Source organism: Rodentibacter caecimuris, assembly GCF_001019715.1.
GTDB classification, from domain to species: domain Bacteria; phylum Pseudomonadota; class Gammaproteobacteria; order Enterobacterales; family Pasteurellaceae; genus Rodentibacter; species Rodentibacter caecimuris.
Genome location: NZ_BBXJ01000001.1, coordinates 2,558,748 through 2,581,671, shown reverse-complemented (window position 1 = coordinate 2,581,671; position 22,924 = coordinate 2,558,748). Strand labels below are relative to the sequence as shown.

Annotated in this window: 22 protein-coding genes, 1 pseudogene and 1 other annotated feature; of the genes and pseudogenes, 14 read left to right on the top strand and 9 right to left on the bottom strand. The window is 39.8% G+C overall.

The genetic code is table 11. The features are described from left to right. Positions 1 to 53: 53 nt before the first annotated feature. The 7 genes and pseudogenes from hisC to hisG form a co-directional block, all read right to left on the bottom strand. Entirely contained in the window at positions 54 to 1,106 is a 1,053-nt protein-coding gene (gene hisC, locus PNEUHYL_RS12630) for a histidinol-phosphate transaminase (RefSeq protein ID WP_059368709.1), read from the bottom strand. Positions 1,107 to 1,289: 183 nt separating this feature from the next. Beyond that, positions 1,290 to 1,517 (bottom strand): hypothetical protein, encoded by a 228-nt coding sequence (locus PNEUHYL_RS12625; RefSeq protein ID WP_059368708.1) that lies wholly within the window; start codon positions 1,515 to 1,517, stop codon positions 1,290 to 1,292. A gap of 48 nt (positions 1,518 to 1,565) precedes the next feature. After that, complete coding sequence (locus PNEUHYL_RS12620) at positions 1,566 to 2,135, bottom strand: histidine phosphatase family protein (protein WP_059368707.1); 570 nt, start codon at positions 2,133 to 2,135, stop codon at positions 1,566 to 1,568. A 32-nt stretch (positions 2,136 to 2,167) separates the two neighbouring features. Then, positions 2,168 to 2,599: pseudogene (locus PNEUHYL_RS12615) on the bottom strand (virulence RhuM family protein); the annotation flags it as partial. A gap of 46 nt (positions 2,600 to 2,645) precedes the next feature. Next, complete coding sequence (gene hisD, locus PNEUHYL_RS12610) at positions 2,646 to 3,935, bottom strand: histidinol dehydrogenase (RefSeq protein ID WP_059368706.1); 1,290 nt, start codon at positions 3,933 to 3,935, stop codon at positions 2,646 to 2,648. A gap of 17 nt (positions 3,936 to 3,952) precedes the next feature. Then, positions 3,953 to 4,564 carry a LysE family translocator gene (locus PNEUHYL_RS12605; protein ID WP_059368705.1) on the bottom strand — a complete coding sequence of 204 codons (612 nt, stop codon included), beginning with the start codon at positions 4,562 to 4,564 and terminating at the stop codon, positions 3,953 to 3,955. Positions 4,565 to 4,591: 27 nt separating this feature from the next. Next, a complete protein-coding gene (gene hisG, locus PNEUHYL_RS12600) occupies positions 4,592 to 5,488 on the bottom strand; it encodes an ATP phosphoribosyltransferase (RefSeq protein ID WP_059368704.1) in 897 nt (298 codons plus the stop codon). A 28-nt stretch (positions 5,489 to 5,516) separates the two neighbouring features. Further along, positions 5,517 to 5,639: a sequence feature (His leader region), on the bottom strand. Between the two features lie 701 nt (positions 5,640 to 6,340). Here hisG and PNEUHYL_RS12595 point away from each other — a divergent pair. From PNEUHYL_RS12595 to PNEUHYL_RS12585, 3 genes are all read left to right on the top strand, one after another. Then, positions 6,341 to 7,303, top strand: coding sequence for a TAXI family TRAP transporter solute-binding subunit (locus tag PNEUHYL_RS12595; protein WP_059368703.1), 963 nt, complete (start codon positions 6,341 to 6,343; stop codon positions 7,301 to 7,303). A 76-nt stretch (positions 7,304 to 7,379) separates the two neighbouring features. Beyond that, complete coding sequence (locus tag PNEUHYL_RS12590) at positions 7,380 to 10,013, top strand: TRAP transporter permease (RefSeq protein ID WP_059368702.1); 2,634 nt, start codon at positions 7,380 to 7,382, stop codon at positions 10,011 to 10,013. A gap of 76 nt (positions 10,014 to 10,089) precedes the next feature. After that, positions 10,090 to 10,515: a universal stress protein gene (locus PNEUHYL_RS12585; RefSeq protein WP_059368701.1), complete on the top strand. Its 426-nt coding sequence runs from the start codon at positions 10,090 to 10,092 to the stop codon at positions 10,513 to 10,515. Positions 10,516 to 10,560: 45 nt separating this feature from the next. On the opposite strand, the gene ggt is transcribed toward PNEUHYL_RS12585, so the two are convergent. Both ggt and glpX read right to left on the bottom strand, forming a co-directional pair. Further along, entirely contained in the window at positions 10,561 to 12,318 is a 1,758-nt protein-coding gene (ggt, locus tag PNEUHYL_RS12580; RefSeq protein WP_059368700.1) for a gamma-glutamyltransferase, read from the bottom strand. A gap of 413 nt (positions 12,319 to 12,731) precedes the next feature. Continuing rightward, positions 12,732 to 13,745 (bottom strand): class II fructose-bisphosphatase, encoded by a 1,014-nt coding sequence (glpX, locus tag PNEUHYL_RS12575; RefSeq protein ID WP_059368699.1) that lies wholly within the window; start codon positions 13,743 to 13,745, stop codon positions 12,732 to 12,734. Positions 13,746 to 13,896: 151 nt separating this feature from the next. On the opposite strand from glpX, the gene zapB reads away from it, so the two are divergent. The 11 genes from zapB (at position 13,897) to atpG (ending at position 22,904) form a co-directional block, all read left to right on the top strand. Then, positions 13,897 to 14,115 carry a cell division protein ZapB gene (zapB, locus tag PNEUHYL_RS12570; RefSeq protein ID WP_059368698.1) on the top strand — a complete coding sequence of 73 codons (219 nt, stop codon included), beginning with the start codon at positions 13,897 to 13,899 and terminating at the stop codon, positions 14,113 to 14,115. A 50-nt stretch (positions 14,116 to 14,165) separates the two neighbouring features. Continuing rightward, positions 14,166 to 14,603 carry an FMN-binding protein MioC gene (gene mioC, locus PNEUHYL_RS12565; RefSeq protein ID WP_059368697.1) on the top strand — a complete coding sequence of 146 codons (438 nt, stop codon included), beginning with the start codon at positions 14,166 to 14,168 and terminating at the stop codon, positions 14,601 to 14,603. Between the two features lie 406 nt (positions 14,604 to 15,009). Further along, positions 15,010 to 16,899, top strand: coding sequence for a tRNA uridine-5-carboxymethylaminomethyl(34) synthesis enzyme MnmG (mnmG, locus tag PNEUHYL_RS12560; RefSeq protein ID WP_059368696.1), 1,890 nt, complete (start codon positions 15,010 to 15,012; stop codon positions 16,897 to 16,899). A gap of 268 nt (positions 16,900 to 17,167) precedes the next feature. Beyond that, complete coding sequence (rsmG, locus tag PNEUHYL_RS12555; RefSeq protein WP_059368695.1) at positions 17,168 to 17,779, top strand: 16S rRNA (guanine(527)-N(7))-methyltransferase RsmG; 612 nt, start codon at positions 17,168 to 17,170, stop codon at positions 17,777 to 17,779. 112 nt (positions 17,780 to 17,891) lie between these two features. Continuing rightward, positions 17,892 to 18,269, top strand: coding sequence for an ATP synthase subunit I (locus tag PNEUHYL_RS12550; protein ID WP_059368694.1), 378 nt, complete (start codon positions 17,892 to 17,894; stop codon positions 18,267 to 18,269). Positions 18,270 to 18,296: 27 nt separating this feature from the next. Then, positions 18,297 to 19,085 (top strand): F0F1 ATP synthase subunit A, encoded by a 789-nt coding sequence (atpB, locus tag PNEUHYL_RS12545; RefSeq protein ID WP_059368693.1) that lies wholly within the window; start codon positions 18,297 to 18,299, stop codon positions 19,083 to 19,085. Positions 19,086 to 19,138: 53 nt separating this feature from the next. Continuing rightward, on the top strand, positions 19,139 to 19,393 hold the full coding sequence (gene atpE, locus PNEUHYL_RS12540; RefSeq protein ID WP_005539567.1) for a F0F1 ATP synthase subunit C: 255 nt from the start codon (positions 19,139 to 19,141) through the stop codon (positions 19,391 to 19,393). A gap of 49 nt (positions 19,394 to 19,442) precedes the next feature. Beyond that, the gene (gene atpF / locus PNEUHYL_RS12535; protein WP_059368692.1) at positions 19,443 to 19,913 is read left to right on the top strand and encodes a F0F1 ATP synthase subunit B; all 471 of its coding nucleotides are present in this window, start codon (positions 19,443 to 19,445) and stop codon (positions 19,911 to 19,913) included. Between the two features lie 12 nt (positions 19,914 to 19,925). Further along, entirely contained in the window at positions 19,926 to 20,459 is a 534-nt protein-coding gene (gene atpH, locus PNEUHYL_RS12530; RefSeq protein WP_059368691.1) for a F0F1 ATP synthase subunit delta, read from the top strand. A 12-nt stretch (positions 20,460 to 20,471) separates the two neighbouring features. Then, positions 20,472 to 22,013 carry a F0F1 ATP synthase subunit alpha gene (gene atpA, locus PNEUHYL_RS12525; RefSeq protein WP_059368690.1) on the top strand — a complete coding sequence of 514 codons (1,542 nt, stop codon included), beginning with the start codon at positions 20,472 to 20,474 and terminating at the stop codon, positions 22,011 to 22,013. Between the two features lie 21 nt (positions 22,014 to 22,034). Beyond that, positions 22,035 to 22,904 (top strand): F0F1 ATP synthase subunit gamma, encoded by an 870-nt coding sequence (gene atpG / locus PNEUHYL_RS12520; RefSeq protein ID WP_059368689.1) that lies wholly within the window; start codon positions 22,035 to 22,037, stop codon positions 22,902 to 22,904. Positions 22,905 to 22,924 lie beyond the last annotated feature (20 nt).

The following is a 22,924-nucleotide window of genomic DNA, read 5'->3' as shown; positions in this document are numbered from 1 at the left end:
ATCAATGCAGAGTGTAAAATAGTGCCTTTAATCAATTTAGGCAAATAGAGTCATTAAATATTTAAAATAGCTTGAATGACTTTCGCATTTTCCGCTGCTGTGCCAATCGTAATCCGAATGCAATTTTGCAAGCCGAGGGCGTTATGTTGATTGCGTAGAATAATACCTTGATCCCACAGAGCGTTAAATAGCGGCTGCCCCTCTTTAAATTTCACCAAAATATAATTGGCTTCGCTTGGGAAAATATATTCAACAAGCGGTGAGTTAGCCAGATTTTTTTGTAAATCAGTACGATTTGCCAGTATCTCTGCCACTTGGCGTTGCATTTGGGTAATCCCGTTCGGCTGTAAGGCTTGGACGGCAATATCTGCAACGGGAATCGGCAAAGGATAAGGGGCGATCACCTTTTGTAAAATTTGGATCAGCTCGGCATTTGCCAAGGTAAAACCGCAGCGTAACCCGGCTAAACCAAAGGCTTTGGAGAGCGTACGGATAATGGCTAAATGCGGATAGTCTGCCAACGCCGTTGCCATTGTCGCTTCGGGGCAAAATTCAATATAGGCTTCGTCCACTACCACAATCGCACGTCCTGCGGTCATTTGCAAAAGTTCGAGCAAATCCGACCGCTTGAGCAGGTTGCCGGTCGGGTTATTCGGGCTGCACACGAACACCACTTTCACGCCGTCTAATTGCCGTTCAATTTCCACCAAATTAAGCTGGAAATCAACGGTCAGCGGCACAGTTTTACACGCAATGCCACAGGTTTCCGCACTTACGGCATACATTCCGTAGGTCGGCGGGCAGTATAAAACAGTATCATCTGCTTCACAGAATGCACGGATAATCAACTCAATGCTTTCATCACCGCCACGGCTGACTAATACATTTTCCGGTCGAACACCGGCATAGCGTGCATACCCTTCCACCACTGCCTGCGGTTGCGGTTCAGGGTAGCGGTTAAACGTGCGGTTGGTTAAATCAAAATTGGGCGAAGTCGGGTATTCGTTGGCATTTAACCACACATCCCCCTTACCGCCTAAACGGCGAGCGGATTGATAGGGCGTAAGTGCTTGAATATTTTTTCTGGAAAGTTGTGAAATTGTCATAGTAGCTTCCTGTTTTTATGTTTTAGGTAATAATTTCGGGATAATCAATAATGGAATAACGATAGCTAAACTGCCACCTGAAAATTTATTGATTTTATTATAAAAAGGTATATTAAAACTGATTAAAAGACCTATATTGATAAACCATACAATTACAATAGCTGCAAATACTTTAGCCTCATTTTATTGTGTATATTGTTTATAAATAATCCATAACAGACTTAAAATAGTAGGTATTGTAGAAATAAAAAATACCTTATTAAATACTGCATTGATATTTTCAAACGGATTATCATATTCTCTTGCTAACCAATAAGAGATAAAAATTGTTAATATCATTAGTATTTGAGTGTAAAAAAGACTTTTTACAAAAATCTGTAATTTAGGATAATGATATTTTAATTCTGTCATTTTATTGTTTCCTTTTATTTTGTATCACCCTAAGAAGTAATATTTTATCTAATCACCGCTATACTCTAAAATAGTTACACTAAAACATCCGTGCTTTTCAAGAAAAATACAAGAAAAGCCTTGTTTTAATAGTGTGTTTTTTATTTCTCGAATCACAAAACCGTGTGCAACAATCACACAACATTGTTCTGCCGGCAGCTGCTGTATAAAGCGCTTTACCCTTGATTTTTCTTGTTTCACTGTTTTAGTCGCTCGATTTAGCCCAATGAGCCAAAGTAAACGAGAAATCACAAACCAATGCTGTACAGATAATGAAATAAAAGGAATATTTACGATATTCAAATTAAATTCTTTAAGCGCATCACAGATAATTATTTTATGCTGTTCAAACAAATGGCGCGCTGTAAGATATGCACGAGGTAAAGGAGAACTATATACATATTCGCACTGCTTAATTTCATCTAGTATTGCAGGAGAAGAAAAAGCTGCAATCTCATCAAAGCAAATATTTTCCGTCTTATCGTATTCCTCTAAATAATGACTAGCCTGCTTAGCCGAACATACGGCATTAGGGATATTCGGTGTGCAATGTCTAATCAAAATAATACGTCTTTTCATATTTAGTCTATTTCTCGTTTTATTATCGTGTTTAATTTTTTAACATATGCATAATCAGAAATTAACGTTAATGCCTGTTCCAATTCCACCGCATTTTGTTGCAAGCGTTTTTGGTTTAAGGCATAGCCTTTAACAAGATAATCTTTCAAGCGAGCGGTTGCCCAACGGCGAAATGTGACGCCTTGAGGAGATTTAATTCGATAACCAACAGAAATAACCGTTTCTAAATCATAGAATGTTACTGGACGGTCTGAAGAAGCAATTTGCATTTTTTGCAAATTGCTTTTTTCGCTAATTTCTCCTTCATCAAGTGCATTACGAATATGACGAGAAATTACAGACACATCTCTACCAAATAAAGTAACCATCTGTGCCTGTGAAAGCCACACAGTATCATTGTCAAACCACACTTCAACTTGGGTTTGCCCGTCTTGAGTTTGGTAGATTTCAATCGGATTTTGCATTGGGTTCTCCATTTATAAAAAATCAGCCCTTAATTTAATTCGGCAATTAAACATTCAATTTTTCCAACCGCACTTCTACCGCTTGTCTGTGAGCGTCCAACTGCTCGGAGGCAGCCATTGCGATAACTGTTGGGGCAAGGGCTTTAAAACCTTGCGGGCTGAGTTCTTGGACCGTCATTCGTTTGCTGAAATCTGCTAAACCGAGGCTTGAGTAGGTTTTTGTGTAGCCGTAAGTTGGAAGAACGTGGTTCGTGCCGCTGGCGTAGTCGCCCATACTTTCCGGGCTGTATGCGCCTAAGAAAATAGAACCGGCGTTATCAAGTTGGTCTAGCAAGGCTCTCGGGTTTGCTGTTTGTACGACCAAATGCTCCGGTGCATAAGCATTGCTAATCGCAATACATTGGGCTAAATCCTCGGCAAGAAATATGCGGCTGTGAGCAAGGGCTTGGCAAGCGGTCTGTTTTCGTGGCAAGTTTGCAAGTTGTTTTTCAATCGAAAGTGCGGTCGATTTTGCGACAGTTTCACTATTTGTAACTAAAATTACTTGGCTATCCGCACCGTGTTCCGCTTGTGAGAGCAGATCGCTGGCGACAAAATCGGGATCGGCAAATTCATCGGCAATCACCAATACTTCGGACGGACCTGCCGGCATATCAATCACTGCACCGTCAAGCCGTTGGCTGACTTGGCGTTTCGCCTCTGTCACAAAGGCATTGCCCGGCCCGAAAATTTTATCTACTTTCGCCACCGTTTCCGTGCCGAACGCCATCGCAGCAATGGCTTGAGCCCCACCGACTGCATAGACGGTTTCAATTCCGCACAATTCGGCTGCGTAAAGAATTTCATCGGCAATTGGCGGTGGCGAGCATAAGACAATCTTTTTACAACCGGCGATTTTGGCAGGCACGGCAAGCATTAGCACGGTCGAGAAAAGCGGAGCCGATCCCCCCGGAATATATAGCCCGACCCGCTCAATCGGGCGAGTTAGCACTTGGCAACGTACCCCTGCTTGCGTTTCAATATCCACTCTTTGTAGCTGTTGGGCTTGGTGAAACGTCGCAATATTTTGCTTGGCGGTTTGAATTGCCTGTTTCAGCTCACTTGAAAGTCGTTTGCCTGCTTGCTGAATAGCTGTTGGCGATACCGCTAGGCTCTCTAATTTTACCTTGTCGAATTTTTCGCCTAGTTCAATTAAGGCTTGATCGCCCTGTGATTTTACAAGATTTAGAATATTTTCGACCGCTTGTCGAGTGTCATCAGATGCCGAAATAGCCGGGCGAGTGAGAGCCTGCTGTTTTTCCGTTTCAGTTAAGTTATGCCAAATGAGTGTTTGCATAATATGATCCTATGGTGTTAATTAAAAAAACCGCTTATTCCAATATAAAGCAATAATATGCCAAAAAGTGTTGTCATTATTTTGCGAACGTAAATTTGATTGAGAAAACGTTTGGCAAAATAGGCACTAAAGGCGTAAAACAACATTACAGTTGCTACTGAGATCAAAAATAGAATGGCTAATAAAGTCAGCTGTTGCGTGCTACTCCATTGGCTATTGCTGTCGATAAATTGCGGAAAATAAGCTAATAAAAATACGATTGTTTTCGGGTTAATTACTGTAATAAAAAAGCCAGTTTTCCAGTCGGTTTTTGTTGTGGTGTTTTCGATTTCAAGATGTAGCGAACGTAATTCCCACATATTACGAATGCCGAGATAAATTAAATAACTGTTAGCGGCAATTCCCATTATTTGCAAAATAGTCGGTGATTGACTTAATAATTCCCCCACTCCTGCAATCACGGCGATAAGCAAGACAACATCGCCGAGTAAAATCCCGAATGTGATTGCCACACCTGCTTGCCAACCTCGCTCAATACTGCCTTGAATAGTGAGCATCATCGCCGGCCCCGGTAAAGCGGCAATCAACAGGCTGGATAGAGTGAAATAAATGAGTAAAGAAAGTGCCATATTCTGTTTATCTCTATGTTCGTATTGTTACTTCATCATTTTTTCAATCGGTAAAACCAAAATCGAACTTGCCCCGATCTCTTTCAGTTTTTCCATTGTTTCCCAGAATAGATTTTCTTGGCTGACAACGTGCATTGCGACTTGGTTGGTGTCGTGAGCAAGGGGCAGAATAGTCGGGTTTTCAACCCCCGGTAAAAGTGCGGTAATATCGGCAAGCCGATCCTTCGGGGCGTGCAGCATAATATATTTGGATTCCGCCGCCTGTTGTACTCCTTGAATGCGAGTGAGCAAGCGGTCGATTAGGGCTTGTTTTTTGCAATCCATTTCTGTTTCTCGTTGCACTAGGCAAGCACTTGAACGGTAAATCACTTCCACTTCTCGTAAACCATTGGCTTCTAAAGTTGCCCCAGATGAAACTAAATCACAAATCGCATTGGCAAGCCCTGCGGTGGGAGCAACTTCAACCGAGCCAGTCAGAAGACAGTTTTTGAAAGGGATATTTTGTTGTTGCATATAGCGTTTGAGCAGATTTGGGTAAGAGGTGGCAATGCGGGTATCTGTTAAATCGGTAATATTATTATAGGTAGTCTCTCGTGGCAGGGCGAGGGAAAGGCGACAACCGCCAAAATCAAGGCGTTTTAACAGGTTATAGTTAGCATTTTCGCCGCTAGCAAGCCGCCCTAACGCCACTTCTTCCAGCACATTTTCGCCCACAATACCGAGATCGACCACACCATCGAAAATCAACCCCGGAATATCGTCATCACGCACACGCAAAATCTCAATCGGCAGATTTTCCGAATAGGCAATCAGCCGTTGCTCGTTCCAGTTAATTTTTACGCCACACTGTTTGAGTAACGTTTGGCAATCGGTGCTTAGCCGTCCTGATTTTTGCATTGCAATGCGAAGTCTATTGTTTGTCATACTTGTGTTCCTGTGTATTTTTTTGATAAAGAAAAACCCCTCGAAATTGCTTCCGAGGGGTTGAATTGGGTTTGGGTTCATTCGTACTCGGAAGTTATCTTCCGCACACACCAAATGCCCGAAAGATTATTCAGGAAAATGATGGTGATGATGTTTCATACGAATAAAGGTCATAACTTGCTCCAAAATTGAATGTTTCCGACTATACGAAAAAATGAACGACCGTGCAACCCCTTTTTTTAATAAAATACGCAAACGATTGTATATAAAAAAAATGAGTTATTTTGCTCTAAAAATGAATAAGATGATTCAATAAACAAGATAAAGTGCGGTCTGTTTTCTGCTATTTTTTGGCAATTTATTTAATTGATTTTTGCCTAATAATGCGTGAGCCCATACCGTTTTTTCGTTTATTCCAGCTGATTTTTTACGCTAAATCTTTGCGTTGTAAAGTCGTCACGATAACTTTTTAATTCACTATTCATTTCTCCAATTTTTCATCTAAGGTTCTAACAAATTGTACAGCTAAACTTTCTTGCAAAAAAATCACTAAATAACCGATTAGGGCATAGATCATAGGTTTCAATAACAGGTGTAGTTATTTCTATAAATAAGATAAAAACACCGGTAAGGTGGACTGTAACGGTATGACCAATAGTTTTTTCTCTAATAGAAATGAACTTTTAGAGATAAATTGTATTTTTCATGTTAAAAAAATGTGAAATACCTCATATTTTTGAAAGAAAACGATTGCGCATATTGGCGCACAAGTATATGTTGTCAGGGTTATTGCATAAAAATAACACAACATCTTACTAAATTTTCTACAATCCACGATAAGAGGGCTTTACAATGAAAAAATATTCCACTCTTTCTCTTGCAGCAGTATTAACAATGGGCGCATTCTCTGCTCAAGCCGCAGAAAAATTTGTCACCATCGGTACCGGCGGACAAACCGGTGTTTATTATGTGGTGGGTCAATCCATTTGCCAATTAGTGAATCGCGATACGGCAAAAACCCAAATTAAGTGTAATGCCCCTTCTACCGGTGCGTCTGTTGCCAATTTGAATGCGATTGCGGCAAATCAAATGGAAATGGGGATCGCCCAATCCGATTGGCAATATCACGCTTATAACGGCACAAGTTCATTTGCAGGCAAGAAAAATGATAAATTACGTGCTGTTTTTTCTATTCACCCTGAACCTTTTACGCTAATGGCCCGCGACGATTCGGGGATTCAACAATTTAATGATTTAAAAGGTAAACGAGTTAATGTGGGTGATCCGGGTTCTGGTACACGTGCGACAATGAATGTGATTTTAGCCGCGAAAGGTTGGACGGATAAAGAATTTAAAGTTGCGTCAGAATTAAAACCGGCAGAAATGGCATCGGTAATGTGTGATAACAATTTAGATGCAATTACTTATAATGTCGGTCATCCGAATGGCGCATTAAAAGAAGCTGCGGCTTCGTGTAATGCACACTTAGTGCCGATTACCGGTACGGAAATTGACAAATTGGTTGCTGATAATCCGTATTATGCGAAAGCAACCATTCCGGGCGGTTTGTATAAAGGAACGGATAATCCGGTGGATACCTTTGGGGTTTATGCAACCTTAGTAACCTCCTCCGATGTGGATGCGGACAGTGTTTATGCCATTGTTAAAGCCGTTTTCGACAATTTTGATCGCTTTAAACGCCTCCATCCGGCATTTGCTCATTTAAAACAGGAAGATATGATCAAAAATGCGCTATCCGCACCATTGCATGAAGGCGCAATACGTTATTACAAAGAAAAAGGCTGGTTAAAATAACCGAGCATATTAAATTTAGGCAGGTGTTATCCTGCCTTTCCTGTTTTAATCGGTAATATTTATTTTCGGAGGTTTTATGTCGGTAAAATCTGAAAAATCGGATTATGACGATCTGCAAGATATGGTTGCATCCAATGATGCAGGAGGACGAAATCCAAAAGGCTTAACCAAAAATTTAATTATTGTTACGGCTATTTTGTGGTCAATCTTCCAGCTTTATTACACTTCGCCGTTTCCGTTTTGGCTGCAAGAAGTGATCCGCAGTTGGGGTTGGGAATGGAATGTGGTAGTTGACGATACTAAAGCGCGTTCCATTCACTTAGCTTTTGCCTTATTTCTGGCTTACTTGGCATTTCCGGCGTTTGCCGCTTCTCCAAAACACCGTGTTCCTTATCAAGATTGGTTGTTTGCCGTTTTAGGCGCATTTTTAGGGGCATATTATATTTTCTTTTATGAGGGATTGGTTACCCGTTTCGGCGCACCCAATACATCGGATATTATCGCCGGTTGTTTAGGTATTATTTTATTACTGGAGGCTTGTCGACGTAGTTTGGGATTACCCTTGGTTATTATCGCATCCGTCTTTTTACTGTATAACTATTTCGGACAATTTTTGCCGACAGACTGGATTATCAGCCACCGCTCAGGTTCACTTTCTCAAATAATCAATCAGCAATGGGTAACCACAGAAGGCGTATTCGGCGTAGCATTAGGCGTTTCGACGAAATATGTCTTTTTATTTGTTTTATTCGGCGCGTTACTGGATAAAGCGGGCGCAGGCAACTATTTTATCAAAACCGCCTTTGCCTATTTAGGGCATTTACGTGGTGGTCCGGCGAAAGCAGCCGTCGTGTCTTCAGGCTTAACCGGATTAATTTCCGGTTCGTCCATTGCCAATGTGGTAACGACGGGAACCTTTACTATTCCAATGATGAAACGGGTCGGCTTTTCCGCCGAAAAAGCCGGTGCGGTTGAAGTCGCCTCCTCCGTAAATGGGCAGATTATGCCGCCAGTTATGGGGGCTGCCGCCTTTTTGATGATTGAATATGTGAATATGCCGTATAGCCAATTAATCACCCATGCAGCACTACCGGCATTAATTTCATATATTGCCTTGGTCTATATCGTTCATTTGGAAGCCTTAAAAATGAATTTACAAGGTTTACCAAGAACCGATCCGCCTAATCCGATTTTGATCGTTTTATTAAAAATTTTGACCGCACTTTTAGTTGTCATTGGCTTAACCGGCGTGGTTCATTTTGGTTTGGGGTGGATTAAAACCGTTGCACCGAATTATGCCTTCCTGATTGTTTGCGCATTGCTTACAGCGGTTTATTTATTACTTATCCGCCGAGTGGCAACATTTCCTGATTTGGAAGTCGATGATCCTAATGCGCCGATGGTCGCACTGCCGTCAGCCAAACCGACGGTGAATGCTGGGCTGCATTTTCTCATTCCCGTCGTAGTATTAATTTGGTGTTTAATGGTGGAAATGTTATCGCCGGGGCTTTCCGCATTCTGGGGAACAATGGCGCTTGCAGTTATTTTACTCACACAAAAACCGCTACTACATTATTTCCGTAAGCAGCCGATTAACCCCTCGCTTTTCATTGAAGGTGTAAAAACATTAATTGACGGATTAGAAACCGGGGCGAGAAATATGATTGGTATCGGCATTGCAACGGCAACCGCAGGAATTATCGTCGGTGTTGTTTCTTTAACCGGATTCGGCGTACAGCTATCGGGGATTATTGAAGTGTTGTCGATGGGCAATATTTTATTAATGCTTATTCTCGTCGCCATATTCAGTTTGATTTTGGGAATGGGATTGCCGACAACGGCTAACTACATTGTTGTTTCCTCATTAATGGCATTGGTTATCGTTGAAGTCGGCAAACAAAACGGATTAATAGTGCCACTTATCGCCGTACATTTATTTGTATTCTATTTCGGCATTATGGCGGATGTAACACCTCCTGTGGGATTAGCCTCGTTTGCCGCCGCTGCGGTTTCGGGCGGAAATCCGATAAAAACCGGAATGATTGCGTTCTTTTATAGCCTGCGTACGGCAATTCTTCCTTTCTTGTTTATTTTTAATACGGATTTATTGTTACTGGATGTCGGTTGGGCAAAAGGAACTCTAGTTGCGGTGGTTTCGACATTGGCTATATTGGCATTTACCGCGGCAACGATGAATCATTTCTTTGTGAAAAACAAATGGTGGGAAACGGCACTATTAATTTTGGGCGCATTTGTCATTTTCCGACCGGGCTTTTTTATGGAGTATATATCACCGACATCTCATCATATTGAGCCGTCATATTTAGTACAAGAGCTGGAAAAAACACCGGTCGGGCAAAATCTGTTGCTCAAGGTATCGGGAATGAATCCTTACGGTAAACAAATCGAATTTTACTCGCAACTTTCCGTACCACAGGGAGAAACCGGCGAACAACGTTTGCAAAATCTCGGTTTAACCCTGTTGCATACGCAGGAAAAAATTGAGGTGGACGGAAAACAAATAGATAAAGTAATAATTGATATGGTGGAAACCGATTCTCCGGCGGCAAAAGCAGGATTGAATTGGGATCAAACCATTATTGATATTTCTTTACCGCTTGTTTCATTGGAAAAAGAATGGATGTTTATTCCTGGATTAATGATAATTTTCTTGGTTGGCTGGAATCAGCGGCGAAGAGCAAAATCTTAATAGAAAGTGCGGTCATTTTTGAATGTGTTTCGATTAACATTAAGAATATCCGCCATACTGATGAAAAGGATAAATTATGTATAACAAATTACTACTCGCCATTGATCTGAACAATCAAAAAGGTTCAGAAAAAGTAGTTGAAACGGCATTACGCTTGGTTGAACATTATCCCAATACACTATTTCGTGTCGTTACTATTGTCGAACCGGTAGATGATAGCTTTATTTCCGCTTTCCTACCAAAAAATTTTGATAAATCGTTGATAGCAGAAGTGAATAAAGCGTTACACGATTTTACTGCCAAACATTTTCCGGCAAATGCTAAAGTGCAACACATCGTCGCACACGGCACAATTTATGAGGAAATTAATCGGATTGCGGAAGAAAAATCGGTAGATTTAATCATTATGCTTGCCAGTAGTAAGCCTCACACTAAAGGCTTAAGTAATAATACCCGGCGAGTGGCAAAATATGGGAACAAACCGATATTGATTTTGAAATAACAAAAATCCCTGCCTGAAATACTCACGCAGGGATTTTTATATTTATTAGAATCCTAATGTTTTTCCATCAGGATTACGAGGGTCGGAATAACCATAGAAGCCGCCGTCGTGCGCTTGAATAATTTGTACACGTCCCATTGGGGCTTTTAGCTTGATTTTATGCCCTTTAGCAGTGAGTAATGCTAGGGTGTCGGGGCTAATCCCTTCCTCAATGCGTAATTCATCCGGTAACCATTGATGATGAATTCTTGGCGCAACAATCGCTTCCGCAGGGTTCATATTATGGTCAATAGTATTAGAAATACTTTGTAGAACCGTCGTAATAATTCGAGCGCCACCCGGACTACCTGTTACCAGCCAAGATTTATTATCTTTTAGCACGATAGTCGGTGTCATTGACGAAAGCGGACGTTTTTTCGCTTCAATTGCATTTGCATCACCGCCGATTAAGCCGAATGCATTAGCCACTCCGGGTTTAGCCGAAAAATCATCCATTTCATTGTTTAGTAAAATACCTGTTCCTTCAGCAACAATACCGCTACCAAAATTCAGATTTAATGTATAAGTAACGGCAACAGCGTTACCGGCGTTATCCATAACCGAATAGTGCGTGGTTTGATCACTTTCATAGGGTTGAGGCTTACCGGGCTTAATTTCCGTTGCAGGGCGGGCATAATTTTCCCTAATACTTTGAATTAAGGAATTAGCATAATTTTTTGAAGTTAAACCGGATACGGGTATCTTCACAAAATCCGGATCACCAAGATATTCCGAACGATCCGCATAAGCCAATTTCATCGATTCAGCTAAATAATGAATAGTTTTTGCACTGTTTGCGCCGAATTCATTAAGCGGATAATTTTCCAACATATTAAACAATTGCACTAAATGGATACCGCCCGAGCTTGGTGGCGGCATAGTTACGATTTTATAACCGCGATAATTCCCTACTATCGGCCGGCGCTCAATCGCTTGATAGTTGCGCATATCTTCAAGGCTGATTAAACCATTATGCTGCTTCATTTCTTGTACGATTTTTTCCGCAATTTCTCCCTCATAAAAGGCCTTAGCGCCTTCTTTAGCAATGAGTTTTAAAGAATTAGCCAAATCTTTTTGGATTAACGGTTCACCGGCTGCTAAAGTGCGGTCGTTTTTGAAGAAGATTTTGCGGCTGCTCTGCCATTTACCTAACACTTCTTTCTCCGTATCAAGTAAATTGGCAAGTGTTTGGCTGATTGGGAACCCTTCCTCCGCCAACTTGATTGCCGGTTCTAACACTTTATGCAAAGGCATTGTTCCCCATTTTTGTAAAGCTAGCTCCATGCCGGCTACCGTACCCGGTACGCCGACAGCAAAATGTGTAAACAATGACTTTCCGTCTTCAACTTGTCCGTTTGCATCCAAATACATATCACGAGAGGCTTTTAATGGTGCGGTTTCTCTAAAATCAAGGGCAAAATCCTCCCCTGTTTTTTCATTATGTAATACCATAAAACCTCCACCGCCGATATTACCGGCATTTGGTAACACAACGGCTAAGGTAAACCCGACGGCAACTGCCGCATCTACCGCATTACCACCCTGTTTCAGTATTTCAACACCAACTTGAGTTGCAATAGCCTGTTCGGAAGCTACCATACCGTTTTTTGCATAGACAGGTTGAAAAATATCGGTACTGCTGTCATAACGTGCAGCGGCGGTATTTGTGGTAAGCGCAGAGTTACTTGCCCAACTGACTTGGGAAAGGCTGACTACCGAAGTAAATAAGCCCGCAAGTAATATTTTTCTGAACGGTATCTGCATGTTTTTTCTCCTTTTTGATGAATAATTCATCAACAAGACTATGCTTTTACTTACCAAAATACAATAAAAATTTCACGAAATATTAACAAGTATCAGAGAATAAATGTTGAGAAGAGAGTTATTACAAAAATTTGTGCTACCCTAAAATTTTCCGTTTAGGGCAAGGTATCTAAATGAGAAGCAATGAAACCTGATAGCATTATTGAAAACAGAATCACATTAAAATTGGCATCAATACTGAAGTTCAAAGGTATTCTCAAAGCTCATTTTAAGTATAGTTGACGGAGTGTGAACAGCATATAAACAATAGGGACTTAAATGGAAATTTGTTTTAGTCATCCAGACAGTCCCTATTTTTAAAGTTATGAATAATGTAAAAAACACATTAAATTTTAACCGCACTTTTATTATCGCTAACTTCTCAAAATATTATAAATTTCGAAATCTTTGCGATCCAAATAATGGGTGGATTGGATTTTACGAATAGTACGTGATTTGCCTCTAATTAATAGGGTTTCAGTGGTAGCAAGATTGCCTCGACGGGAAATTCCTTTAAGTAATTCACCGTGTGTAATACCGGTGGCGGCAAACACCAGATTATCATCACGCACGAGATCTTCTAGTTTTAATATTTCATTCACTTTAACGCCTAATTCTTCACAACGTTGGATTTCTTCCGCCGCAATTTTTCTATTTTCTTCCGTATCCCCTTTTACTTCATTACGAGGGATTAACCGTGCCTGCATATCACCGCCTAATGCTCGAACTGCCGCTGCAGCAGCAACACCTTCCGGCGCACCGCCAATACCATAAACCATATCGACTTCGGCATCAGGCAGGCAACATAAGACAGAAGCGGCAACATCACCATCGGGAATAGCCATAACCCGAATTCCTAAATTATACATTTGTTGGATAACTGCATCATGACGGGGCTTGGCTAATACCATCACAGTTAAATCGGATAAGGATTTTCCTAATCGGGAAGCGGTACGACGAAGATTTTGTTCAATCGGTAAACTGAGATCAATCATTCCTTTGACTTCTGGCCCTACTACAATTTTTTCCATGTACATATCCGGTGCTTTTAAGAAAGTTCGTTTTCCACCTGCGGCGAGAACAGAAATAGCGTTGGATTGTCCCATTGCTGTCATACGCGTACCATCAATCGGATCAACAGCGATAGAAACCAGTTCTCCATTACCCGAACCGACTTTTTCACCGATATAAAGCATAGGAGCTTTATCAATTTCACCCTCTCCTATAACAATCTCACCGTCCATATGAATAAGATTCAGCATATATCGCATTGCTTTTACCGCAGCTTCATCGGCCGCGTGTTTATTGCCACGTCCAAGCCAAGTGTAAGCCGCTAATGCCGCAGCCTCTGTTACACGAGAAAATTCAATAGCCAGTGCACGATTCATTTTTTATCTCCAATTGTGTTGCAAGCAAAAGATCGCGCTATTCTAACACTATGCAAACGTTTGCATAATAAATTTTTATGGCAGGCTTTAAAAAGAAAAATGAAGTGGGTACAATAGAGCCGTTTCAGATGTTATTTAAAAGGAAATTACTATGTCATTAGAAATCTTAAACCAGCTTGAAGATAAAATTAAGCAAGCGGTAGAAACCATTCAATTACTTCAACTTGAAGTGGAAGAATTAAAAGAACAAAACAGCCAATCTCAGCAAACCGTTGAAACATTACAAAATGAAAATGAGCAATTAAAAAATGAACATCGTAACTGGCAAGAACATATTCGCTCATTGCTTGGCAAATTTGATAACGTTTAACTCAATTTTAAAGGCTTAGATTTTCTAAGCCTTTGTTTTAGATAATTTTTATGAAAGTTTGTATTATTTCAGGCAGTACTTTAGGCACTGCCGAGTATGTCGCCGAGCATCTAGCGGATTGTTTAAAAAACCAAGGGTTTTCAACCGCTCTTTTTCACGGTGCTCAATATGATGATGTAATTAGTGAACCATTATGGTTAATCGTCACCTCTACCCATGGAGCGGGAGAAATTCCGGATAATTTACGATCACTGTTTGATCAAATATCACAATCCGATCTTGATCTTTCCTATTTGCGTTTTGCCATTGTCGGCTTAGGCAATTCGGATTACGATACCTTTTGTTATGCCACAAATCACATTGAAAAAATTTTAGAGCAAAAAAGTGCGGTCAAACTTTGTGAAACCTTAAAAATCGATGTGCTCAATATCGATGATCCGGAAAGTTACAGTGAAGAATGGCTTCCTCTATTCATTCGATCCCTTTAATAAAAAAGACGATGATTTTAACGATCATCGTTTTCCCCCTGTGTATAACTCATAAAAAATCTGTCAAAAACCTGTATTTTATCGCTGAATAAGATCAAAAGTTTTATCAGCTGTGTATAAATAGCTAAATTATCCACAACAAATAATGACCGTTTTTATCATTGATCAACATTTTCCAATAAGATCTAATCCATTAATTTATAAAAAGAAAAAACGGTTATTCACACAATAAAGGATCCTTAATAGTAACAATAATAAGATCTCTATATATAAAAAGATCTTAATTTTATTACCTCAAGATCTTTGGATCCTTTATGTCTCTATCAAGATCCAATTCTTTCTTTCAAGAAAAACTGAATTTCTGTAAAATAGCGCAAATTTTATGTCCGAATAATTAGAGAAAACGATGTTTTATATTGAAACTTACGATGTGATCGTTATTGGTGGCGGTCATGCAGGTACTGAAGCCGCCCTTGCACCGGCACGTATGGGTTTAAAAACCCTTTTATTAACCCATAATGTTGATACTTTAGGACAAATGTCCTGCAATCCTGCTATTGGTGGGATCGGCAAAGGTCATTTAGTGAAAGAAATTGATGCAATGGGTGGATTAATGGCACATGCCGCCGATAAAGCAGGGATCCAATTTCGTACGCTAAATAGTAGCAAAGGTCCTGCAGTACGTGCTACCCGCGCTCAAGCGGATCGTGTTTTATACCGTCAAGTAGTAAGAGTTGCGTTAGAAAATCAACCAAATCTGGATATTTTCCAACAGGAAGCCACGGATATCTTAATAGAAAATGATAAAGTAAGCGGCGTGGTAACCAAAATGGGATTAAAATTCCGTGCTAAATCTGTGATCTTAACAGCCGGTACTTTTTTAGCAGGTAAGATCCATATCGGTTTGGAAAACTACACCGGCGGTCGTGCAGGCGATCCTGCTTCAACCAGGCTGGCAGAACGTTTACGCGATCTAAATTTACGGGTGGATCGACTAAAAACCGGTACGCCGCCGCGCATTGATGCTCGCACGATCAATTTTGATGTGCTGACAAAACAGCATGGTGATGCAGTATTGCCGGTATTTTCTTTTATGGGATCGGTTTCGGATCACCCACAACAAATCCCATGCTATATCACGCATACTAATGAACAAACCCACGAAGTGATCCGCAATAATTTGGATCGTAGCCCGATGTACACCGGAGTGATCGAAGGGATCGGCCCACGTTATTGTCCGTCAATCGAAGATAAAGTTATGCGTTTTGCTGATCGAAATTCCCATCAAATTTATCTTGAACCGGAAGGATTAACCAGTAATGAGGTTTATCCGAATGGGATCTCTACAAGCCTACCTTTCGATGTTCAGATGGGAATAGTTAATTCAATGAAAGGATTAGAAAAAGCCCGTATAGTGAAACCGGGTTATGCGATCGAATATGATTATTTTGATCCGCGTGATCTGAAACCTACCCTCGAAACTAAGGGGATCTCAGGTTTATTTTTTGCCGGTCAAATTAATGGGACCACAGGTTATGAAGAAGCCGCCGCACAAGGCTTACTTGCAGGAATTAATTCTGGACTTTATGTACAAGAGAAAGAGGGATGGTTTCCTCGCCGTGACCAAGCTTATATCGGGGTATTGGTGGACGATCTTTGTACTCTTGGAACGAAAGAGCCCTATCGCGTGTTTACCTCTCGTGCGGAATACCGTTTATTGTTACGTGAAGATAATGCCGATATTCGCTTAACGCCGATTGCCCGTGAATTTGGTTTGATTGATGAAAAACGTTGGGTGCGTTTCAATCAGAAAATGGAAAACATTGAGCTTGAACGTCAACGTTTACGCAGTATTTGGTTACATCCCCGTTCGGAATATTTAGAAGAAGCCAATAAAGTGTTAAGCAGTCCGCTTGTACGTGAGGCCAATGGGGAAGATTTATTACGCCGCCCTGAAATGAATTATGAGATTTTAACCGCCTTAACCCCTTATCAACCGGCAATGGCTGATAAAGAAGCGGTGGAACAGGTGGAAATCGCCATAAAATATCAAGGCTATATTGAACATCAGGAAGAAGAAATCGAAAAACAAAAACGTCATGAGAATACGGCTATTCCGGCTCAATTTGATTATTCCAAGGTATCGGGGTTATCCAATGAAGTCCGAGCTAAGTTAGAACAACATCGTCCGGTTTCTATTGGGCAGGCAAGCCGAATTTCCGGCATTACTCCGGCGGCTATTTCGATTATCTTGGTGAATTTGAAAAAACAAGGGATGTTGAAACGTGGGGAATAATTTTTTCTATGGTTGAGATAAAAAGTGCGGTTAATTTAGCCGCACTTTTTTTGGTTATAGAACCCGTTTCAATACCGCATTTAGTGTCGCTTCTGTTAGTTTCGCTCGAAGTGCGGATTCAATAGCAGAACTATAGAAAGCATGATTTGCTAATGTTGCTGGGATTGGAAGCCTAGACGGAATCTTGCAACAGAAATCAAAAAATGCATAGAATACTGACCGCACTTTCAAGTAAAATGTGAAAGATTTTTAAAAGAGCAATTGATTAATGAAAAAAAGACTGGATAACCTACTTGCACAAGCTAAAATTCAACTCAGTGAGATACAAAAACAGAAGTTGATTGATCTTGTTAATTTATTAGATAAATGGAATAAAGCCTATAATTTAACTTCTGTACGTGATCCAAATGAAATGTTAGTGAAACATATTTTGGATAGCATTGTAGTAAGTTCTTATTTACAGGGTGATCGTTTTATTGATGTGGGAACAGGACCGGGTTTACCGGGGTTACCTTTGGCGATTGTCAATCCGGATAAACAATTTGTTTTGCTAGATAGTCTTGGCAAGCGTATTAGTTTTATTCGTAATGCAGTGCGTGAGCTGAAATTAACCAATGTGATACCTATATTGAGCCGTGTAGAGGAATATCAATCTGAAGAAAAATTTGACGGCGTGTTAAGTCGAGCCTTTGCATCACTTAAAGATATGACGGATTGGTGTGGCCATTTGCCCAAAGAAAACGGCTATTTTTATGCCCTTAAAGGGATTTATCAAGAAGATGAGGTAAAAGCAATGGATAAAAGATATACTATTCAGCATGTTGTTGAATTGCATGTTCCTGAGCTAGTAGGTGAACGACATTTAATCATTTTGCGATAAAGCGTAATATTTTTATAAATTATTTTCTAAAAGTGTGATTTAGTTAACATTTTTTAGGTTGAATCTCGTTTTTTCAAAGGTATAATTGCTCCGTTTTAAGGTTTTAAAAGTGATGTCTAGAGTTTTAACGCAAGCCCGAACTAAATATAAAACGTCTATTTATATTGAATTTTTTATTGGTCTTGTTTTGGGCTCTATTGTTATGTTATTGCTTGATATCCAAAGTGCGGTTGATTTTTTCTTAGGTTTTTTTTCTGCATTCATACCTTTTTCTATCTTTGTTTATGTTGTGTTTTATCGCAATCAGCATTTATCAAAAAAACTAAGCGCATTTTATCGTGCCGAAGCGTTGAAATTTACTTGTACTATTGTACTTATCATTATTTCGTTTAAATGGCTGGCGGTAGAGCATTTTATAACGTTCTTTGCTGGTTTTTTTATTGCATTGATATTGAATAATTTAGTGCCTTTTTTGTTATATAAGGCGTGATTTTTATTAAAATTCAAAGGGTTAATTATGTCTGGACAAACTACTTCGGAATATATCGGACACCACTTATCGTTTTTAAAAACAGGTGATGGCTTTTGGCATGTTCATGTTGATACTTTATTTTTTTCCGTCATCTCCGCTATCATTTTCCTTTTTATTTTTTCTCGAGTAGCAAAAAAAGCAACAAGCGGTGTACCAGGAAAAATGCAATGTCTGGTTGAAATTGTGGTTGAATGGGTAAACGGAATCGTTAAAGAAAATTTCCACGGTCCGCGCGATGTTGTTGCTCCTTTAGCGTTAACCATTTTCTGTTGGGTATTCATTATGAATGCGATTGATTTGGTTCCGGTCGATTTTCTTCCTCAACTGGCCGGATTATTCGGTATTCATTATTTAAGAGCGGTACCGACAGCAGATATTAGTGCAACACTTGGAATGTCAATTTGTGTATTCTTTTTAATTTTATTTTATACCGTTAAATCTAAAGGATTTAGTGGTTTAGTAAAAGAATATACTTTACATCCTTTCAATCACTGGGCATTTATCCCTGTCAATTTTATTCTTGAAACGGTAACCTTATTGGCTAAACCTATTTCTCTTGCGTTCCGTTTATTCGGTAATATGTATGCAGGAGAATTAATCTTTATTCTTATTGCTGTCATGTATTCCGCCAATATGGCTATTGCGGCATTAGGTATTCCGTTACATCTTGCTTGGGCTATTTTTCATATATTGGTAATTACGTTACAAGCGTTTATTTTTATGATGTTAACGGTTGTTTATTTAAGCATTGCTTACAATAAATCCGAACATTGATTTTTTATTAACCGGCTCTAGGGCTAAATTTAAACTTCTATTGGAGAACATTTATGGAAACTGTAATTACAGCAACAATTATCGGCGCATCAATCCTTCTTGCATTCGCTGCATTAGGAACTGCAATTGGTTTTGCGATTTTAGGTGGAAAGTTTTTAGAGTCTTCTGCTCGCCAGCCTGAATTAGCATCAAGCTTACAAACTAAAATGTTTATTGTTGCTGGTCTATTGGATGCGATTGCGATGATTGCAGTTGGTATTTCATTACTTTTCATCTTCGCAAATCCATTTATCGGTTTACTACAGTAATTGCCTTATTTGCTTATCAACGTAAAACAAGCATATTAGGGAGGACGTTGTGAATCTAAATGCAACATTAATCGGTCAACTGATTGCATTCGCACTTTTTGTGTGGTTTTGTATGAAATTTGTTTGGCCGCCGATTATTAAAGCCATCGAAACACGTCAAAGCCAAATTGCGAATGCGCTTGCTTCTGCCGAAGCGGCAAAAAAAGAGCAAGCTGATACAAAAATGCTTGTAGAACAAGAAATTTCTAAAGCGAAAGTTCAAGCTCAAGAAATTTTGGATGCTGCTAATAAACGTCGCAATGAAGTATTAGATGAAGTAAAAGCCGAAGCGGAAGAACTGAAAGCAAAAATTATTGAACAAGGTCATGCTGAAGTTGAAGCGGAACGCAAACGTGTTCAAGAAGAGTTACGCCTTAAAGTGGTTTCATTGGCTGTTGCCGGTGCTGAGAAAATTGTGGGTCGTTCTATTGATGAGGCGGCGAACAATGACATTATTGATAAATTAGTTGCAGAGTTGTAGAGGCTTAAGCTTATGTCGGAATTAACTACGATAGCTCGCCCTTATGCCAAAGCAGCGTTTGATTTCGCTATTGAAAAAAGTGCGGTCGAAAAATGGGCTGAAATGTTAAGTTTTGTCTCGGCAGTTATTGAGAACGAAATGGTAAAAACATTACTAAATAGTGTTGCTTCAGCACAAAAATTAGCTGATACGGTTATTTCTATTTGTGGTGAACAATTGGATCAATATGGGCAAAATTTTATTCGGTTAATGGCTGAAAATAAGCGTTTGAGTGCTATTCCTGCAGTATTTAATGAATTTAAACATTATGTAGAAGAGCACCAAGCCATTGCAGAAGTCGATGTAGTTTCTGCTCAACCATTGAATGTAACGCAAATTGAAAAAATAACAGCGGCAATGGAAAAAAGATTAGCTCGCAAAGTAAAATTAAATTGCAATGTAGATAGCTCACTGATTGCCGGTGTGGTAATTCGTACTGAGGATTTTGTCATTGACGGAAGTAGTCGCGGACAGCTAACTCGTCTGGCAAATGAGTTGCAAGTGTAAGAGGAATAAAAGATGCAACTAAATTCTACTGAAATTAGTGAATTAATTAAAAAACGTATTGCTCAATTTGATGTGGTCAGCGAAGCTCGTAATACAGGAACAATTGTCTCTGTTAGCGACGGTATTCTTCGTATTCACGGATTAAGTGATGTAATGCAAGGGGAAATGATTGCATTACCGGGTAATCGTTATGCAATGGCACTTAACTTAGAAAGAGATTCGGTTGGTGCGGTTGTTATGGGACCTTATGCCGATTTGGCTGAAGGAATGGAAGTTCAATGTACCGGAAGAATTCTTGAAGTACCTGTTGGACGAGGATTATTAGGACGTGTAGTAAATACATTAGGTCAACCGATTGACGGAAAGGGAGAAATTGAAAACGACGGTTTTTCTCCTGTTGAAGTTATCGCTCCTGGGGTAATTGATCGTAAATCCGTTGATCAACCGGTACAAACCGGTTATAAAGCGGTTGACTCAATGGTGCCTATCGGTCGAGGACAACGTGAGTTAATTATCGGTGACCGTCAAACCGGTAAAACGGCATTAGCGATTGATGCTATCATTAACCAACGTGATTCTGGTATTAAATGTATTTATGTTGCAATAGGTCAAAAAGCTTCGACTATTGCAAATGTTGTGCGTAAATTGGAAGAACACGGTGCGTTGGCAAATACAATTGTTGTTGCTGCCTCGGCTTCGGAATCTGCGGCATTGCAATATCTTGCACCTTATGCAGGTTGTGCAATGGGAGAATACTTCCGTGATCGCGGTGAAGATGCGTTAATTGTGTATGACGATTTATCAAAACAAGCCGTTGCTTATCGCCAAATTTCATTATTATTACGCCGTCCACCGGGTCGTGAGGCCTATCCGGGTGATGTATTCTATTTACACTCACGCTTACTTGAGCGCGCAGCCCGAGTAAATGAAGAATATGTTGAAAAATTCACTGAAGGTAAAGTAACCGGAAAAACAGGTTCTTTAACTGCTCTGCCGATTATTGAAACTCAAGCAGGGGATGTTTCTGCGTTCGTTCCAACTAACGTTATTTCAATTACTGACGGTCAAATCTTCTTAGAATCCAATTTATTTAACTCAGGTATTCGCCCTGCGGTAAACCCGGGTATTTCCGTTTCTCGGGTAGGTGGCGCTGCACAAACTAAAGTGGTGAAAAAATTAGCCGGGGGGATTCGTACCGCTCTTGCGCAATATCGTGAGTTAGCTGCATTTGCTCAATTTGCTTCTGATCTTGATGATGCTACCCGTAAGCAACTTACCCACGGGGAAAAAGTGACAGAATTATTGAAACAGAAACAATATGCACCGTTAAGTGTTGCGGAACAAGCTATTTTACTTTTCGCTGTTGAATTTGGTTATCTTGAAGATGTGGAATTGCAGAAAATTGCAAGTTTTGAGACCGCACTTTTAGATTATGCACACCGTAACCATAGCGAATTTATGGCTGATTTAACTAAAACGGGTAATTATAATGATGAAATTAAAGACACATTAAAATCTATTTTAGATAATTTTAAAGCCAATAGTGCATGGTAATTAGGTCAATGGAGAAATAAGATGGCAGGTGCAAAAGAGATAAAAACCAAAATTGCCAGTGTACAGAGTACACAAAAAATTACTAAGGCAATGGAAATGGTTGCTACCTCGAAAATGCGTAAAACGCAAGATCGTATGGCAGCTTCTCGCCCGTATTCTGAGACAATACGTAATGTTATCAGCCACGTATCTAAAGCAAATATTGATTACAAACATCCATTTTTAGTTGAACGTGAAATAAAAAAAGTGGGTGTATTGGTTATTTCTACTGACCGCGGAATGTGTGGTGGTCTAAATATTAATTTATTTAAAAATGTGATTGCTGAAATAAAGCAATGGAAAAATTCGGGTGTTCAAGTTGAGCTAGGATTAATCGGCTCTAAAGGTATCGCATTTTTCCGTTCTTTAGGTTTAAGCATCAAAAGCCAGCATTCCGGATTGGGAGATAATCCGACAATGGAAGAACTAATAGGTGTGGCATCAACAATGTTTGAAGCATATAAAAGCGGAAAAATTGATGCTATTTATATTGCCTATAATAAATTTGTCAATACGATGTCGCAAACACCTGTATTTCAACAGCTTGTCCCATTGCCGGAATTAGAAACCGATCATTTGGAAGAAAGAGCAAGTACTTGGGATTATATTTATGAACCAAATCCAAAAGTGTTATTGGATTGTTTACTAACACGTTATTTAGAATCTCAAGTATATCAATCCGTAGTAGATAATCTTGCTTCAGAACAAGCAGCGCGTATGGTTGCAATGAAAGCGGCAACTGATAATGCTGGTAATTTAATCAATGACTTGCAGTTAGTGTATAACAAAGCTCGTCAGGCAAGTATTACGAATGAATTAAATGAAATCGTTGCGGGTGCCGCAGCAATTTAACAAAAATTAGAGGAACGGTA